Annotated in this window: 13 protein-coding genes and 1 pseudogene; 7 read left to right on the top strand and 7 right to left on the bottom strand. The window is 62.1% G+C overall.

The window, feature by feature from the left end; translation table 11 throughout:
* Positions 1–84: 84 nt before the first annotated feature.
* The 4 genes from GYA94_RS17590 to GYA94_RS17575 form a co-directional block, all read right to left on the bottom strand.
* Positions 85–1,407 carry a dicarboxylate/amino acid:cation symporter gene (locus GYA94_RS17590; RefSeq protein ID WP_009682559.1) on the bottom strand — a complete coding sequence of 441 codons (1,323 nt, stop codon included), beginning with the start codon at positions 1,405–1,407 and terminating at the stop codon, positions 85–87.
* Between the two features lie 297 nt (positions 1,408–1,704).
* Complete coding sequence (locus GYA94_RS17585) at positions 1,705–3,051, bottom strand: ATP-binding protein (RefSeq protein ID WP_009682560.1); 1,347 nt, start codon at positions 3,049–3,051, stop codon at positions 1,705–1,707.
* Positions 3,048–3,725: a response regulator gene (locus GYA94_RS17580; protein ID WP_009682561.1), complete on the bottom strand. Its 678-nt coding sequence runs from the start codon at positions 3,723–3,725 to the stop codon at positions 3,048–3,050. Before GYA94_RS17580 ends, GYA94_RS17585 begins: the two co-directional genes overlap by 4 nt.
* Before the next feature lie 149 nt (positions 3,726–3,874).
* Positions 3,875–4,480 carry an outer membrane protein gene (locus GYA94_RS17575; protein WP_161892783.1) on the bottom strand — a complete coding sequence of 202 codons (606 nt, stop codon included), beginning with the start codon at positions 4,478–4,480 and terminating at the stop codon, positions 3,875–3,877.
* Between the two features lie 129 nt (positions 4,481–4,609).
* Here GYA94_RS17575 and GYA94_RS17570 point away from each other — a divergent pair, with 129 nt between their 5' ends.
* Together GYA94_RS17570 and GYA94_RS17565 are read left to right on the top strand one after the other, a co-directional pair.
* Positions 4,610–5,401 carry a dienelactone hydrolase family protein gene (locus GYA94_RS17570; protein WP_110679745.1) on the top strand — a complete coding sequence of 264 codons (792 nt, stop codon included), beginning with the start codon at positions 4,610–4,612 and terminating at the stop codon, positions 5,399–5,401.
* A 156-nt stretch (positions 5,402–5,557) separates the two neighbouring features.
* A complete protein-coding gene (locus tag GYA94_RS17565; protein ID WP_161892782.1) occupies positions 5,558–6,259 on the top strand; it encodes a 4'-phosphopantetheinyl transferase family protein in 702 nt (233 codons plus the stop codon).
* Positions 6,260–6,262: 3 nt separating this feature from the next.
* On the opposite strand, the gene GYA94_RS17560 is transcribed toward GYA94_RS17565, so the two are convergent.
* Both GYA94_RS17560 and GYA94_RS17555 read right to left on the bottom strand, forming a co-directional pair.
* A complete protein-coding gene (locus GYA94_RS17560; protein WP_110679747.1) occupies positions 6,263–7,870 on the bottom strand; it encodes an ATP-binding protein in 1,608 nt (535 codons plus the stop codon).
* A complete protein-coding gene (locus GYA94_RS17555; protein WP_161892781.1) occupies positions 7,867–8,565 on the bottom strand; it encodes a response regulator in 699 nt (232 codons plus the stop codon). Before GYA94_RS17555 ends, GYA94_RS17560 begins: the two co-directional genes overlap by 4 nt.
* A gap of 746 nt (positions 8,566–9,311) precedes the next feature.
* Between GYA94_RS17555 and GYA94_RS17550 the strand changes: the two genes are divergently transcribed.
* The 5 genes and pseudogenes from GYA94_RS17550 to GYA94_RS17535 all read left to right on the top strand — a co-directional run bounded on the left by GYA94_RS17550 (position 9,312) and on the right by GYA94_RS17535 (position 15,995).
* Positions 9,312–12,191 carry a ribonucleoside-diphosphate reductase subunit alpha gene (locus tag GYA94_RS17550; protein ID WP_054905934.1) on the top strand — a complete coding sequence of 960 codons (2,880 nt, stop codon included), beginning with the start codon at positions 9,312–9,314 and terminating at the stop codon, positions 12,189–12,191.
* 649 nt (positions 12,192–12,840) lie between these two features.
* A complete protein-coding gene (locus tag GYA94_RS17545) occupies positions 12,841–14,091 on the top strand; it encodes a ribonucleotide-diphosphate reductase subunit beta (protein WP_029885549.1) in 1,251 nt (416 codons plus the stop codon).
* Positions 14,092–14,469: 378 nt separating this feature from the next.
* A pseudogene (locus tag GYA94_RS28265) lies at positions 14,470–14,622 on the top strand (helix-turn-helix domain-containing protein); the annotation flags it as partial.
* A gap of 12 nt (positions 14,623–14,634) precedes the next feature.
* Positions 14,635–14,772, top strand: coding sequence for a hypothetical protein (locus GYA94_RS28260; RefSeq protein ID WP_255326947.1), 138 nt, complete (start codon positions 14,635–14,637; stop codon positions 14,770–14,772).
* Positions 14,772–15,995 (top strand): type II toxin-antitoxin system HipA family toxin, encoded by a 1,224-nt coding sequence (locus GYA94_RS17535; protein ID WP_161892779.1) that lies wholly within the window; start codon positions 14,772–14,774, stop codon positions 15,993–15,995. The genes GYA94_RS28260 and GYA94_RS17535 overlap by 1 nt, the downstream gene beginning before the upstream one ends.
* Before the next feature lie 351 nt (positions 15,996–16,346).
* Here GYA94_RS17535 and GYA94_RS17530 read toward each other — a convergent pair whose 3' ends face one another.
* Positions 16,347–17,231 (bottom strand): hypothetical protein, encoded by an 885-nt coding sequence (locus GYA94_RS17530; RefSeq protein ID WP_161892778.1) that lies wholly within the window; start codon positions 17,229–17,231, stop codon positions 16,347–16,349.
* Between the last annotated feature and the right edge of the window lie 92 nt (positions 17,232–17,323).

The following is a 17,323-nucleotide window of genomic DNA, read 5'->3' as shown; positions in this document are numbered from 1 at the left end:
TCGCGACGCAAGGCCGCTCCCACAAGGACCGCGCAGGCATGAAAAAGGCGACCCGAGGTCGCCTTTTTGCATTTCAAGCCGCTATCAACGAGCCGGGCCTTCAGCCACACCCAGGTCGTCGGTTGGGCGGGTATCAACCAGCGGTGCACCGCCGGACGCCAGCTCCGAGGCCAGCTTGTCGTTGTCCATTTCCTTGACCCACTTGGCCACGACCACGGTGGCAACGGCGTTGCCGACCAGGTTGGTCAGGGCGCGGGCTTCGGACATGAAGCGGTCGATACCGAGGATCAGCGCCAGGCCGGCAACCGGCAGGTGGCCCACCGCCGACAGGGTGGCAGCCAGCACGATGAAGCCCGACCCGGTGACGCCGGCAGCACCCTTGGAAGCCACCAGCAGCACCAACAGCAAGGTGATCTGGTGGGTGATGTCCATGGTGGTGTCGGTGGCCTGGGCAATGAAGACCGCTGCCATGGTCAGGTAGATCGAGGTGCCGTCGAGGTTGAACGAGTAACCGGTCGGGATCACCAGGCCAACCACGGACTTCTTGGCACCCAGGCGTTCCATCTTGGCCAGCATGCGCGGCAGGGCCGATTCCGACGAGGAGGTGCCCAGTACGATCAGCAGCTCTTCACGGATGTAGCGGATCAGTTTCAGCACGCTGAAGCCGTGGGCGCGGCAGATACCGCCCAGCACCACCAGCACGAACAACAGGCAGGTGATGTAGAAGCAGGCCATCAGGTAGCCCAGTTGCACCAGCGAACCCACGCCGTACTGGCCGATGGTGAAGGCCATGGCACCGAAGGCGCCAAGCGGGGCCAGCTTCATGATCATGTTGATGATGTTGAACATGACATGGGCGAAGCGGTCGATCATGTCCAGCAGCGGCTTGCCGTAGCTGCCCAGGCGGTGCAGGGCGAAGCCGAACAGGACCGAGAACATCAGCACTTGCAGGATATCGCCGTTGGCGAATGCACCGACCACGGTGTTGGGGATGACGTTGAGCAGGAAGCCGACCGTGGTCTGCTGCGCGCCGGCGGCGGCATAGGCAGCCACACTACTGGCGTTCAGGGTGCTGACGTCGATGTGCATGCCAGCGCCTGGCTTGACCACGTTGACGACGATGAGGCCAATGATCAAGGCGATGGTGGAGACGATTTCAAAGTACAGCAGCGCGTAGCCGCCAGTCTTTCCGACCGACTTCATGCTCTGCATGCCGGCGATGCCGCTGACCACGGTACAGAAGATGATCGGGGCGATGACCATCTTGATCAGTTTGACGAAACCGTCACCGAAGGGTTTGAGCGCGACGCCCGTTTCCGGGTAGAAGTGGCCGAGCAGGATGCCGATGGTGATGGCGACCAACACCTGGACATACAGGGATTTGTAAAGCGGCTGACGTGTCGTCATGGCTAATTTTCCTCAAGTGTGCCGGCTCACCCTTCCCAGGGTGATGGGGCACCTGAATCGCTAACCCTCCTGCACTTGGAGGGATTTGTCGTTGTGTTCGAGCTGCCTGGGCAGGCCTCTGCGTAGATCAATAGCAAGGGTGGTGCCAAAGTGCCCAGCAAGGGTGCAAATGCCTTGTGTACCAAGGATTAATGCCCAACGACGGGGCGATAAAGGTGAGGAAAGCTGGCGGATTTCCGCCCGGTGGCGGGTTTTGTACAGGCATGTTGGCGGGAATCCGCCCACCCGGGCCGTGAATCAATCGAGGTTGAAGGTAATCCTGAACGCAGCCCCACCCAGTGGTGAATCCCCCAGGCTGAGCACGGCGTCATAGCTGTCGACGATATCCTTGACCACCGCCAGCCCGATGCCCTGCCCCGGGTGCTGGCTGTCCAGCCGCTCACCGCGCTCGAGGATGCGCTCGCGCTGGTCGACCGGCACGCCCGGCCCGTCGTCTTCGATGCACAAGGTCAGGCGCCCTGGCACTTGCTCGAGGCTCACGCGCACCTGGCCAAGGCTCAGCCGATAGGCGTTTTCCAGCAGGTTGCCGAGCATCTCCAGCAAGGCGCCCTGCTCCATCGGCACCTGGGCCGCCCCGGGTAACACCCGTTGCACCTCCACGCGTTTGTCCCGGTATACCTTGGCCAACGTGCTGCACAGGCTGTCGAGCACAGGCCGTAGCGGCACACTGTGGCGCACCAGGCCGCTCTTGCGCAGGCTGGCGCGCTGCAGCTGGTAGTCGATCTGCTGGCTCATGCGTTCGATCTGGCTTTGCAGCACCCGCGCCTGTTCGCGTTCGCCACTGCGCTGCTGCAGGCTTTCGCCCACCCCCTGCAACACCGCCAGCGGGGTTTTCAGGCTGTGTGCCAGGTCGTCCAGCGAATCCCGGTAGCGCGTACGCTGCTCGCGTTCACTGCGCAGCAAACGGTTGAGCGAGCGGGTCAGGCGCAGCAGCTCGCGGGGGTGCTCGCCGCTCAGACCATCGCGCGCCCCTGCTTCCACCTCATCCAGTTCGTGGCTGAGCCGGCGCAGCGAGCGCAAGCCCCAGGTCAAGCCGGCCCACAGCAATACCAGCAGCGCCAGCAAGGCAGCGCCGAAGCCCAGGTAGAGCTTTTCGCGCAGGCCGTCGAGGGTGGCCTTGTACTCGCTCACCGGCTGCAGGGCGACAATGCTGTAGGCTGCGCTCTGGCCACCCAGCAGCTTGATCTCGACGTCGTAGACAAAGAACTCTTCACCATCGGCCTGGTGGATGCGGGCAAATTCGTTGCCGCGCCCGTCGTAGCGAGGCCGGTAGTTGATGTGCCGGTCGGCGGTGGCGCGCGACTGCCAGACCAGCTGGCCATCGCGGTCGAAGATATACCCGAGCAGGCCGGTGTACGGCAGGTTGTAACGCTCGTCCGGCAGCAGTTCAGGCATCTGCAACTGGCCGCCTTCGATGCGCGCGGCCGATATCAGCGTGGTTACGTCCGAGGCCAGGCGCTGCTCGATCGACTCCTGCAGGGCCAGGCTGAACGCCTTCTGCAACGCGGGCAGCAACCCCAGCATGAACAGCAGCGCCAGCACGGCGGCGGCCAGCATCAGGCGCACGCGCAGGGAACGAATCATCGGCAGCGCTCGGTGAACAGGTAGCCCAGGCCACGTACGGTATCGATGGGTTTGAACCCCTGCTCGCCTTCCAGCTTGCGGCGCAGGCGGCCGATCAGCACTTCGATGACATTCGGGTCACGCTCCTCATCGCCTGGGTACAGTTGCTCCATCAGGCGGTCCTTGGCCACCACTTGCTGATGATGGCGCATGAGGTATTCAAGGATACGGTACTCATAAGCCGTGAGCGCCAACGGCTGCGCATCGAGGCTGGCCTGCTTGCGGTTGAGGTCGAGCACCAGCGGGCCGGCAGCGATGGTCGACTGGGTGAAGCCGCTGGAGCGGCGCAGCAGCGCATTCAGGCGGGCTTCGAGCTCTTCGAACTGGAAGGGTTTGACCAGGTAGTCGTCGGCGCCTGCGGCCAGGCCTTCGACCTTGTCCTGCCAGTTGCCACGGGCCGTGAGGATGAGGATGGGGAAGGTCTTGTCCTGGCTGCGCAGGCGCGTGATCAGCTCCAGGCCACTGATACCGGGCAAGCCCAGGTCGATGATGGCCAGGTCGAAGTGGTACTGCCCGGCCTGGTACAGCGCCTCCTCGGCATCGGCGACCGCCTCGACCACGTGGCCGCTTTCGCCCAGGCGGGTGTAGAGGTGATGGCGAAGCAGGGCTTCGTCCTCGACCACCAGCAGTTTCATATGCAGCTCCTTTTCATCTATTGCCTGTACCGGCCTCTTCGCGGCTAAAGCCCCTCCCACAGGGAGCACACAGGTTTGCTGGACTGTGCGATCGCTGTGGCAGCGGCTTTAGCCGCGAAGAGGCCGGTACAGGATAACCCGGCAGGCCGTCAGAACTTGTAGGAGGCTGCCAGGTAAGTCTGCGCACTGCTGCTCAGGCGCAGGGTGCCATCCTTCGGCCCACCATGCGCGCCCACTTCGGTTGCCGCATTGGTGCGCAGGTAACGGTAGCCCAGCTCCACCGAAGCCTTGTCGGTGATGTCCTGGATCACCCCGGCCTGCAGCCCGTAGGCATAACCGTAGTCGGTATCGCGGCGGGCGCCTGGCGAGTCCAGGGTGAGCTTGGTCATGCCCAGGCTGCCACCGCCAAACAGTTTGGTGGTATCGCCCACCGGCAGGAACAGGTCATAACTGCCCAGCAGGTTTTCCTGACGCAGTTTCAGGCCGCTGTGGTCGCCCGAGACGTTGTCATAGGTCATGTAGTAACGGCCTTGGTCGTTGATCTTGCCCACACGCACACCCCAGGTGTCATCCTTGCCGATGATGCCGTCGGTGTTGAGGTTGTCGGTGTTGCGCTGCAACAGGCCGGACTTGCGAACCTTGTCGCTGGTCTGGCCGTAGGTGAGGCTGGCGAAGTTGTCATCGGCAGCCTGGGCGGTGGTGAGGCCAGCGGCGCAGACGGCCATGGCGGCAAGCAGGGTATTGAAGGTTTTCATGGCAGGTTACTCCAGTTGGGTGCGTTGTTTCGGTCTGGAAGCTAGAGTAAGCAGGGCACCCTGAACCGCGACTGAACCCTGACTGAACCTCGGCTGAACGACCCGATTGCCGAACAAGGAGTAGTACCCATGCGTGTCCTGCTGGCCCTGACCCTGATGTGCAGCGCTGCCCTTGCCCAAGCGGCAGTACAAACCCGCGAAATTCCTTACCAGGACGCCGACGGCAACCGGCTGGTCGGCTACTACGCATACGACGACGCCGTCGAGGGCAAGCGCCCCGGCATTGTGGTGGTGCATGAATGGTGGGGGCTGAACGATTATGCCAAGCGCCGCGCCCGTGACCTGGCAGCGCTGGGCTATAACGCCCTGGCCATCGACATGTACGGCGACGGCAAGCACACCGAGCACCCGCAGGATGCCCAGGCGTTCATGGCGGCCGCCCTGAAAGACCCTGCCGCTGCGGCCAGGCGTTTCGATGCAGGCCTGGAGCTGCTGAAACTGCAACCGAACACCAACAAGCACGAGCTGGGTGCGGTTGGCTACTGCTTCGGCGGCAAGGTGGTGCTGGATGCTGCGCGCCGTGGCGAGAAACTCGACGGCGTAGTGAGCTTCCATGGCGCACTGGCTACCGCTACCCCGGCCAAACCGGGCGTGGTACGCGCGGATATCCTGGTCGAGCACGGCGCGGCCGACAGCATGGTCACACCGCAGCAGGTCGAGGCCTTCAAGGCCGAGATGGATGCGGCCAAGGTGAACTATCAGTTCGTCAGCATCGAAGGCGCCAAGCACGGCTTCACCAACCCGGATGCAGACCGCTTGAGCCATGGCGAGCATGGCGGGCCGGACATTGGCTATAACAAGGCCGCGGATGAAAGCTCCTGGGCGGATATGCAGGCGTTTTTCAAGAAGGTATTCAAATAGCGATTGTACGGCCCGCTTTGCGGCCCATCGTCGGAAAGCCAGCTTCCACAGGCACTGCATAGATCGTCGGGCCTGCAGGCTTGCCGCGATGGGCTGCACGGCAGCCTCGGCTATTGCATCTCCCACACCGTCGCCGCGGCTGGCACAATAGCCGCCATGAACACGCTCCCCGCCTGCTGCGCCCCACTTCAGTACCACTGGCCCCTGCCCCGCCCATTACCCGGTGCGGTGCTGGTCAGTTGCGCCTTCGACCCCGCCCAGCTAGGGGCCGACGACTTCCAGCGCGCGGGGGTAGTGCCAAGCGCCAGCCTGCTGCGCTCGGTGCCCAAGCGCCAGGCCGAGTACCTGGCCGGCCGTGCATGCGCACGGGCCGCGCTGCAACGCCTGGACGGTCGCAACTACGTGCCTGGCACCCATGAAGACCGCTCGCCCATCTGGCCCGCCGGCATCCATGGCTCGATCACCCATGGCCAAGGCTGGGCCGCCGCGGTGGTCGCTGGCGCCCACAGCTGCCAGGGCCTGGGCCTGGATCAGGAAGCCCTGCTCGATGACGAACGCGCCGAGCGCTTGATGGGCGAAATTCTCACCCCGGCCGAGCTGGAGCGCCTGGACCGCGCTCAGCTTGGGCTGACGGTCACCCTGACCTTCTCGCTGAAGGAAAGCCTGTTCAAGACCCTCTACCCCCTGACCCGCCAGCGTTTCTACTTCGAGCACGCCGAAGTGCTCGACTGGTCTGGCGAGGGGCTGGCGCGCCTGCGCCTGCTCACCGACCTGTCGCCACAGTGGCAACGCGGGGCAGAGCTGCACGGCCAGTTCAGCCTGCAAAACGGCCATCTGCTTAGCCTGGTGAGCGTCTGACGCCTACAGCGGTGCCTGCTGGCGCGGCCAGTTCAGGCTGAAGCAGGCGCCCCCCAACGCCGCACTGCGCCCTACCGTGGCTCGCCCGGCATGCCAGTAGATGATCCGCCGCACAATCGAAAGGCCCAGGCCATGCCCGCCCGAGGCGCGGGTGCGGCTGTCGTCCAGGCGGGTGAACGGCGTGAAAATGCGGTCCCATACCCCCTCCGGGATCCCTGGGCCATCGTCTTCCACATCGATGCGGCAGCGTTGCTGCCCCAGCTGGTAGCTCAGGCGTACCTGCGACTCGGCGTGGCGCATGGCATTGCCGACCAGGTTCTGCAGCGCCCGGTGCAGGTAGCGCGGCTCCGCCTCGACCCAGGCGCCATCGGCATCGGCCCCCTGGCACTCACCCCGCTCGACGCGCACATCCGCACGCAGCGGCGCCAACTCGTCGATAACCCGGTCGAGCAAGGCATCGATGTCGATCCGCTGGAACTGCAAGGCCGGCGCGCCTTGCTCCAGGCGCGCGTAAGTGAGCATTTCGTCGACCAGCTTGTCGAGGTCCTGGATGTCGCCGTCCATGCCAGCCAGGTGCTTGGCGCGCGCCTGCTCGGTGCTGGCACTTTCGATCATCTCCAGGCCAAAGCGCAGGCGCGCCACCGGCGTGCGCAACTCGTGGGATACTGCGCGCACCAGCTCACGCTGCATGGTCAGCGAACGCTGCAAGTGCTCGGCCATGCCATTGAATGCGGCGGCCAGGCGCCCTACCGAGTCGGTGTCGCCAGCCGGTACGCGCGTGTCCAGGCTGCCCTGGGCGATGCGTGTGGCGGCGACTTCCAGGCCCGACACGCGGCGCTCCAGCTGGCGGACCAGCAAGTAGACCACCAGACCGATCAGGCACAGGCCCAGAAACGCGATCAGAACCAGCAACTGCGGCGGATACGGGTTGAGCTGGTACAGCGGGCCGATCTCCAGCACCCAGGGCGAGCCGGTCAACCCGGCGAACACCCGGATCGAATCGCCATCCTTGCCCAGCGCCATCACCGTGTCGCCCTCCTCGACCCTGCGCCGCTGGTCATCGTCCAGGCTGACGCGCTCGATCCGTTGCAATGCAACGCCAAAGCCGAAGCCTTTTTCCTGCGTCAACTGGGCCAGGCGCTGCTGTTGTTCGGTGACCGGGTAGCGCACCAGCTCATCGGCCAGCAGATAAAGCGTCGCGCGTGCCAACTGCTCGCTGATCTGGTTGATCTGCGCCACCAGCATCAGGTCTTCCTGGCCAACCTTGCGCAGCACCTGTGCCGCATGCGGGCCGGTTTTTTCCACCACCACCAGGCCACGGGCCAGGCGCGCACGCTGGGTGCCATCAAGCCGGCGGGCGCTCATCGGCTGCAGCGCCAGTGGCACGCCGAGCAGGCGCTCCCAGATCAACAGCGAGCGCTTGCGTTCGGTTGCGTTCTGCACCGCCAGGTTGTCCGCCATCAGGCTGAAGGTGCCTTGCGCCAGGCCCTCACGGTGCTGGGCGGCGCGCACCTCGTTGACCAGGTGCAGGCTGAGCACGCCCAGCAGCGCCACCAGTACCAGCACCGCCAGCATGCCGCCATAGATGCGCAGGAAAATCGAATTGTTCATGGCGCCTCGCCGACGAACAGGTAGCCCTTGCTGCGCAGGGTCTTGATCAGCCGCGGCTGCAGCGGGTCATCGCCGATCTTGGGGCGGATCCTGGAAATGCGGATGTCGATGGAACGGTCCTGGCCGTCGTAGCCAACACCACGCAGCGCAGTGAAGATCTGTTCGCGGCTAAGCACCCGCCCGGCATTGCTGGCCAGCAGCCATAGCAAGTCGAATTCGGCGCCGGTCAGTTCGATCAGTTGCTCACCGAGGCGCGCCTCGCGCAGCCGGTGGTCGATGTGCAGGGCACCGAACGCCAGGTCCTGGCGCTTGCTGTCCAGGGCTTCGCTACGGCGCAGCAAGGCCTGGATGCGCGCCAACAGCAGGCGCGGGCGCACCGGTTTGCAGACATAGTCGTCGGCGCCCAGGTCCAACCCGTGGATCTGGTCGAGTTCGTCGCTGCGTGCGGTGAGCATCAGGATCGGCCCAGGGTACTGGTTGCGCGCCCGGCGGCAGATGCTCAAGCCGTCCTCGCCCGGCAGCATCAGGTCGAGAATGACCAGATCAGGTTGGCTGTCGACGATCCGACGCACGGCGCGCGCGCCATCGCCCTCGACCGCGACCTCGAAGCCGTTGGCCTGCAGGTACTCGGCGGTCAGCTCGGCCAGGCGCGGGTCGTCCTCGACGATCAGAATGCGGGGTTGGGTCTGGTCCATGGCTTTGGCCTTTTTATTCTCTGGATCGCAATCTTGGCCTTTGAGCGTATGACTGTAGATCTTTGCTGTCCATGACATCGAGCGGGGCCCGCACGGTGCTCGATCTGACAGGCAGCAACCCGCTACAGCCACGCACCTGCCCCCTTGGCTCGAGCGTTTTTTGTGGTAGGGTGCGCGCCCGCAAAAACTGCGACGGGGCGGCGAACGGCCGAAAAATACTGCAAACCACTTGGCACAAGGCCTACAGCGAATACTCACCTTTCACCCACAAAGTACCCACACGTTATCCACAGACGCTCGCCTTGCAAACACCCCAATACCGCATTATCTTGTATCCCGATCGCAGCGAACCACTAGATATAGGGGTTCGTGCAAAATCACACACAAAAGTCAACCCGCTAGATCAAACGATCTTCGGGGTGGAACTTCAAGTGATTTCAGCAGCCAAACCGCTCCTGCGGAGGCGACCGAGGCAAGCCCACCCAGGGCCTTGTTCGGGCATGGGTGTTGCAGGTCAGCCTGGCACTCATCAGCAACAGTTTTTGGGCCCAGCCCAGAACCTTTGACTTCGGCCAGGGAGCGGCAAGCCATTGCCCCTTATTCCTGAGTCTGTCCCGAAGTCGGTACGCCCGCGCGGGCGGGTGCGCATGCAGTGCGCATCCCCGTGAGGTTATCGAGCAAGTGGACGGAACGGTGGGCGCTCAAAAGGCGCCTGTACAATATAGAAACTGTGGAGACACCCACCCATGCAAACCGACACAACTCGCGAGAACCCGCAGGCCAAGGTGCCGCAGGCCGCCGATTCCCAGCAGGATCTGGCTGCTACCGCCCCTGGCCAACTGCGCGTGATCAAGCGTAACGGCACTGTCGTCCCGTACACCGACGACAAGATCACCGTTGCCATCACCAAGGCGTTCCTCGCAGTTGAAGGCGGCACCGCCGCCGCCTCGTCGCGCATCCACGACACCGTCGCGCGCCTGACCGAGCAGGTTACCGCCACGTTCAAGCGTCGCATGCCATCGGGTGGCACCATCCACATCGAAGAAATCCAGGACCAGGTCGAGCTGGCCCTGATGCGCGCCGGCGAGCAGAAAGTCGCCCGCGACTACGTGATCTACCGCGACCAGCGTGCCAAGGAGCGTGCGACCCGCGCCAACAACGACGCCGTGGTCGAGCCACACCCGAGCATCCGTATTACCCTGGCCGACGGCAGCCTGGCACCATTGGACATGGCCCGCCTGAACACCATCATCAGCGAAGCCTGCGAAGGCCTGGCCGAAGTCGATGGCGACCTGATCCAGCGCGAAACCCTGAAGAACCTCTACGACGGCGTAGCCATCAAGGACGTCAACACCGCCCTGGTGATGACTGCCCGTACTCTGGTAGAGCGCGAGCCGAACTACTCGTTCGTCACTGCCCGCCTGCTGATGGACACCCTGCGCGCCGAAGGCCTGGGCTTCCTGAACGTCGCCGAAAGCGCCACCCACCACGAAATGGCCGACCTGTACGCCAAGGCGCTGCCGGCCTATGTCGAGAAAGGCGTCGAATTCGAGCTGCTGGACCCTGCCCTGAAAGGCTATGACCTGGAGCGTCTGGGCAAGGCCATCGATCACGAGCGCGACCAGCAGTTCACCTACCTGGGCCTGCAAACCCTGTACGACCGCTACTTCATCCACAAGGATGGCGTGCGCTTCGAGCTGCCACAGGTGTTCTTCATGCGTGTGGCCATGGGCCTGGCGCTGGAAGAGAAAGACAAGGAAGCCCGTGCGATCGAGTTCTACAACCTGTTGTCGTCGTTCGACTACATGGCCTCGACCCCGACCCTGTTCAACGCCGGTACCCTGCGCCCGCAGCTGTCCAGCTGCTACCTGACCACCGTGCCAGACGACCTGTCGGGCATCTACCACGCGATCCACGACAACGCCATGCTGTCGAAATTCGCCGGTGGCCTGGGCAACGACTGGACCCCGGTCCGTGCACTGGGTTCGTACATCAAGGGCACCAACGGCAAGTCCCAGGGCGTGGTGCCGTTCCTGAAAGTGGTCAACGACACGGCCGTTGCCGTGAACCAGGGTGGCAAGCGCAAAGGCGCCGTGTGTGCCTACCTGGAAACCTGGCACCTGGACATCGAAGAATTCATCGAGCTGCGCAAGAACACCGGTGATGACCGCCGTCGTACCCACGACATGAACACCGCCAACTGGATCCCTGACCTGTTCATGAAGCGTGTCTTCGATGACGGCAAGTGGACCCTGTTCTCGCCATCGGAAGTGCCCGACCTGCACGACCTGACCGGCAAGGCCTTCGAAGAGCGCTACGAGTATTACGAAGCCCTGACCGAGTACAACAAGATCAAGGTGTTCAAGACCATCCAGGCCAAAGACCTGTGGCGCAAGATGCTGTCGATGCTGTTCGAGACCGGCCACCCATGGCTGACCTTCAAGGACCCGTGCAACCTGCGTTCGCCGCAGCAGCACGTGGGCGTGGTCCACAGCTCGAACCTGTGCACCGAGATCACCCTGAACACCAACAAGGACGAGATCGCGGTCTGCAACCTGGGCTCGATCAACCTGCCGAACCACATCAATGATGGCAAGCTGGACACCGCCAAGCTGCAACGCACCGTGAACACCGCCGTGCGCATGCTCGACAACGTGATCGACATCAACTACTACTCGGTGCCGCAAGCGCGTAACTCGAACTTCAAGCACCGCCCGGTCGGCCTGGGCATCATGGGCTTCCAGGATGCGCTGTACCTGCAGCACATCCCATACGGCTCCGACGCGGCCGTCGAGTTTGCCGACAAGTCGATGGAAGCGGTCAGCTACTTCGCCATCCAGGCTTCGTGCGACCTGGCCGACGAGCGTGGCGCCTACGAGACCTTCCAGGGCTCGCTGTGGTCCAAGGGCATCCTGCCACTGGACTCGCAACAGATCCTGATCGAGGCCCGTGGCCAGAAGTACATCGACGTCAACCTGGAAGAGTCGCTGGACTGGGCCCCGGTGCGCGAGCGCGTCAAGAAAGGTATCCGTAACTCGAACATCATGGCCATCGCGCCAACTGCAACCATTGCCAACATCACCGGCGTGTCGCAGTCGATCGAGCCGACTTACCAGAACCTGTACGTGAAATCCAACCTGTCGGGCGAGTTCACCGTGATCAACCCGTACCTGGTGCGCGACCTGAAAGCCCGCGGCCTGTGGGACTCGGTCATGATCAACGACCTGAAGTACTACGACGGTTCGGTGCAGCAGATCGAGCGTATTCCGCAAGAGCTCAAAGACCTGTACGCCACCGCGTTCGAAGTCGAAACCAAGTGGATTGTCGATGCGGCCTCGCGTCGTCAGAAGTGGATCGACCAGGCGCAATCGCTGAACCTGTACATTGCCGGCGCCTCGGGCAAGAAGCTGGACGTGACCTACCGCATGGCCTGGTACCGTGGCCTGAAAACCACCTACTACCTCCGTGCCCTGGCCGCGACCAGCACCGAGAAGTCGACCATCAACACCGGCAAGCTCAATGCCGTTTCCAGCGGTGGCGACAGCGCCCCGGTTCAGGCAGCCGGCCCAGCGCCAGTGCCGAAGGCCTGCGCGATCGACGAGCCAGACTGCGAAGCCTGCCAGTAAGGCCTGAATGCCGCACGGGGTGCCCTTGGGTGCCCCGCGCGGCATTTTTGTATCTGCCCCCCGGAGAAACCTTGCCCTTTCCCCAGCGCTCACGCGGCTCGGCAAAAGAACAGGACTTCTCACAAAACGCGGTCACTGTGGGAGCGGCCTTGTGTCGCGATTGGGGTGCGAAGCGCCCCCAAGATTGCAGCTTCGCCGCATGATTCGCGGGGCCGCTTTGCGGCCCGTTCGCGACACAAGGCCGCTCCCACAAAAATCACGCCAACACCACATAATGTGGCTTAAAAATAAAAATCCACAACATGTAGTGTCATCCGCGTTTTGCCGCTACACTCCCTTCCCATAGCAAGCCACACATACCCGGTGAACGGACGCACGCATTTCCGGTCGAAAAAGTTACCCTCGCCCGCAAGAGACGCGCCCCGATCCAAGGCGAAATCCGATATACTTCGCCCCCTCTGAAAAGAGCACCATTCAATTGTCCTGGCCCCTCCCCGAGGCCTGGCCAGGTACAAGCCAGAACACATTCAGATGTAAACGAGAGTCAGCCTCTCGAGCTGTCCATTCGCCGTTACGGCCTTGCGTCAGGCATCACATTCTTTAAATCCAAGCGGTTGCCCCAGGGCAACCCTCAAGCAGGAGCCAAACCATGCTGAGCTGGGACGAATTCGACAAAGAAGACGGCGAAGTAGCCGCCAAAGGCAATAACCCTGCGCAGGCCGCTGCCGCCGCCACCCTCGACAAGCTCGACAGCGCCGGCGGTGCCGCCGCCCTGGAAGCCCGTGCGGCCACCGCTGCTGACTCCGACGCGGTCAAACGTGCCAAGGCAGCCCTCGACGCCCTCGACGTTGCCGAAGGCCTGGCCGAGCTGGAAGGCTCCTCGGCCCGTGTTGCCGTTGACGAAAAGCGCATGATCAACTGCCGCGCCGACCTTAACCAGCTGGTACCGTTCAAGTACGACTGGGCCTGGCAGAAGTACCTGGACGGCTGCGCCAACCACTGGATGCCGCAAGAGGTCAACATGACCGCCGACATCGCCCTGTGGAAGAGCCAGGACGGCCTGACCGAAGACGAGCGCCGCATCGTCATGCGCAACCTGGGCTTCTTCTCCACCGCCGACTCGCTGGTTGCCAACAACCTGGCCCTGGCCGTGTACCGCCTGATCACCAACCCCGAGTGCCGCCAGTACATTCTGCGCCAGGCCTTCGAAGAGGCGATCCACACCCACGCCTACCAGTACTGCATCGAGTCGCTGGGCATGGATGAAGGCGAGATCTTCAACATGTACCACGAGATCCCGTCGGTCGCGAAGAAAGCCGCCTGGGGCCTGAAGTACACCCGCGCCATTTCCGACCCGGAGTTCAACACCGGCACCGTCGAAACCGACAAGGAGCTGCTGCGCAACCTGATCGCCTACTACTGCGTACTGGAAGGCATCTTCTTCTACTGCGGTTTCACCCAGATCCTGTCCATGGGCCGCCGCAACAAGATGACCGGCGTTGCCGAGCAGTTCCAGTACATCCTGCGTGACGAGTCGATGCACCTGAACTTCGGTATCGACGTGATCAACCAGATCAAGATCGAGAACCCGCACCTGTGGGATGCGGCGATGAAGGAAGAAGCGACCCAGATGATCCTGCAAGGGACCCAGCTGGAGATCGAATACGCCCGCGACACCATGCCACGCGGCGTACTGGGCATGAACGCAGCGATGATGGAGGACTACCTCAAGTTCATCGCCAATCGTCGTTTGACCCAGATTGGTCTGAAGGAAGAGTACCCAGGGACTACCAACCCGTTCCCGTGGATGAGCGAGATCATGGACTTGAAGAAAGAGAAGAACTTCTTCGAGACGCGGGTGATTGAGTATCAGACTGGTGGGGCGTTGAGCTGGGATTGATCGTCCGGGCTGAGCATCGAGAAGGCTGCCGAATGGCAGCCTTTTTTGTTGCCTGCGGAAGGCTTATACAGCTCCCGGCATTGTCCCTCTCTGTCCATCACGATAACGTTTCAGGGCACTTAAGACCGCCCATGGACAGGTGGATGGTGAAGCCGATTCGCCAGACACCGCGTCGCTTGCATCGCGGGCACGCCCGCTCCCACAGGTTTTGCGTATCGCCCAAGGCATGGATGTGCCGACACTGTGGGGGTTGGTTACGCCGCGCGCCATCAGCGAGCCTCTACTCATTCACCACCTCGAAATCGGACGCTCTTCGAATCATAAGAGCTGCTATAGTGGTTTTTAAACCGTATAAGCACTGTCTTAGCAGGTCTTAAAATGAATGTTTTTCCTTTGTCATGTGCCGACAGGCTAATGAAGATAGGGCTTCTGGCGAAAACAAGGCGTCTTGAACGTAAAATTCGCCAAAAAGACTTGGCAGCCCAATCCGGATTGTCCATTACTACCCTTGCAAAGATCGAATCAGGTACGCCTACCGTAGAGATGCGCAGCTACATGATCGCGCTGTGGCACCTGGGCTTGCTGGACGAGGTATTCCAGGACGTGCCGATGTCCGCACCCGCTTCCTTCGCAACCGAGCACAGGGTACGCCTCAAGAGCGTGACCGGGGATGACTTCTGATGACTGTCATCTACCTTTACATGCAGATGCCAGGCTCGCTGGAAGTGCGCACCATCGGGCGGTTGAGCGTAGAAAACAACGTAGGCGAGTTCGTCTACAACCCGGCACATGTCGAAGCAGGTGGTTGGGTACCTGATGCGTCGCGCTACCCGCTTCGAACGCAACCTTATGAACGCATTACCAAGAACCGGGGTATCCCTGGGTTTATCCGGGACGCGGCCCCTGATGGCTGGGGCGAGCGCTTGGTTGCGCGAGAGCATGGTGACCAGAAAGATGCCATTGGCTTCATTTTGAGATCACCAAACCATGACCGCACGGGCAACCTCATGGCTGGCGCCGGCCGTAAACCTCCTACAGGTATCGGCCAGGCCGGCCTGGGTAAGATCACCCAGCTGGACGCCTTCATACAATTTGCGGATGGCGTGCAGGGTGGATTCCCGCACAACACCGATAAAGCCACCAAAGCAACCTTGCAGCAGCGCTCGTCACTGGGCGGGGCTCGTCCCAAATGCACGCTGATGAATGAAAACAGGCTGCTGCTGGCCAAGCCGCGCGACCGCTACGATACCTACGATGTGCCGGCACTCGAACATGCATGCATGACATTCGCAGCGAGCAAGGGCATGAACGTAGCGCAGGTGCAGTTGCATCGGGGGCGGGTCAACACATTGCTGGTCGAACGCTTCGACCGGTCGCCAGCTGGCGACGGACATTTCTACCGCGTCCCCATGTTGAGCGGTTTGACGTTACTCGACAGTGACTGGAACAACCAGATGAGCTGGGCACAGGAATGGCACTATGGCTTGCTGGCAGACGAAATGAGCCGGCGCGGCGTGCCTCACTGTGACCTTCAGGAGCTTTTCAAACGCATCTGCTTCAACATTCTGGTCGGCAATGATGATGACCACCCCAAGAATGTAGCCGTGCTTTTCTTGAATGGCAGTTGGCGGCTGTCACCCATGTATGACGTGCTGCCAACGACCGAAGGGGCTGCGCCCTCCAGCCTGGCCATGGGCATCGGGAGTTTCGGAAAGGAACTGTCGCGGCGCAATCTGCTCAGCCAGGTAGGCCACTATGGCCTGTCTCACGCTCAGGCGGAATCCATCATTGATGAGGTGGCTGGATGGGAAGCTGAATTGACGGCCCATTATCGGCGGTACTTGCAGCCGGCAGAACTGGACCAGGCATTGGTTGCCATAGGCGCTGATAAGCTGCGCACTTGATTCTGCCGAGATAAGACCGAGTGACAAGAGACCTCGCCCACGCCGACAGGAGGGGTACGGCACACTCAGTTGCCATGTGCCGGGACTGGACTTGCCAGTCTGAGTGGTCGTGGACGAGATCGGTTTGAGTATCGATTGATTCAGGAAAAAACCAATCCTTTGCAAAAGTCGCCGAAGACTCACCAGCTGGGCTCAGCGTCCGTAGCTCCCAAAAAAACAATCATTAATCAAAAACCGACTTGATAATGGAAATACGGAAATTATCAACGGCGGGCTGGGGGCGCGATGCGCCCCTTTCCGACCGGTCCGGCGCCCGGCAAGGCCGCTCCTGAAAGGGATCCTGCCAGGACGTCAGGCGGTGGCAGAGGCCTGCTTTGCTTCAAGCAGGTTATGCAGGGTATTGAGGAACAGGTCGAAGCTCATGATGCCGCTCCCCGCGGTGGACAGCACGGTCCTGCCGCTTTCGTCCTTGATCACCACCAGTTCGGTCCAGGCACTGAGATCGATGCTGCGCAGGCTGGTCATGGGCACCTTGATGCCTTCGACTTCCAGGGCATCACGGGTGACCCGGAGAGGTTTGGTCGTGACATTGAGGAAGTTGCCGCTGACACGCTTGCCCCACACCTGGCCAGTGCCGATGTAGTTGAATTGCACTGTACCGCCCTGCGAAAGGGTGGCCATGGCTTGGGGCAGGCGTTCGTTCAGGTGCAGCTCGCGCACCAGGTCAATGAACTTGTACAGGCCCTTGAGGTGGGCATTGACGCGCCGGAACGCTTCGCTGTCGTTGCGGCGGTACGCCAGGTTGTTGACCAGGCCGGCAGCAGCTGTCTGACCAGAGGCGAACAGGTACAGGTCTTCCATCTCGCTGAACGGCAAGTAATCGCGCTCGCTGCCGATCACCTGGCAGAGCCCTTTTTCATACACCTCATAACGGGCGCCGCGCAGCTTCTTCTGCCAAAGGGCCAGGCCGAACATGCTCAACCCAAGGGCCAGCAGCAAACCAATGGTGAAGTAGAAGATCTGTATCGGGCCGCTGAAATGCAGCGTGGTGCCACGTCGTGTTTGCAGGTCGACCGGGCCGCTAACGTCCGTCGAGACGATGGTGCTGAGGTAGCCGACAAAAGCCGCGAGGCCCACACAGATGATGCCGAGGGTGATCAAGCTGACGATCAGCGCCTTGCCATAACCAAAACTGCCGAGCAGCTTGCCGGCGGACGTGACTGGGGTGGGTTGCATGGTGAAGCTTCCTTGCTTGGGGAAATGGACGTCATGTCATTGTTGGCGCTCAGACACCAATTGGAGCGCGCAGTTCAGTGCCCACGAGGTTC

The organism is Pseudomonas juntendi (assembly GCF_009932375.1).
GTDB classification, from domain to species: Bacteria; Pseudomonadota; Gammaproteobacteria; order Pseudomonadales; family Pseudomonadaceae; genus Aquipseudomonas; species Aquipseudomonas juntendi.
The sequence above is the reverse complement of the archived record's forward strand: the minus strand, read 5'-3'. Positions and strand labels throughout refer to the sequence as shown.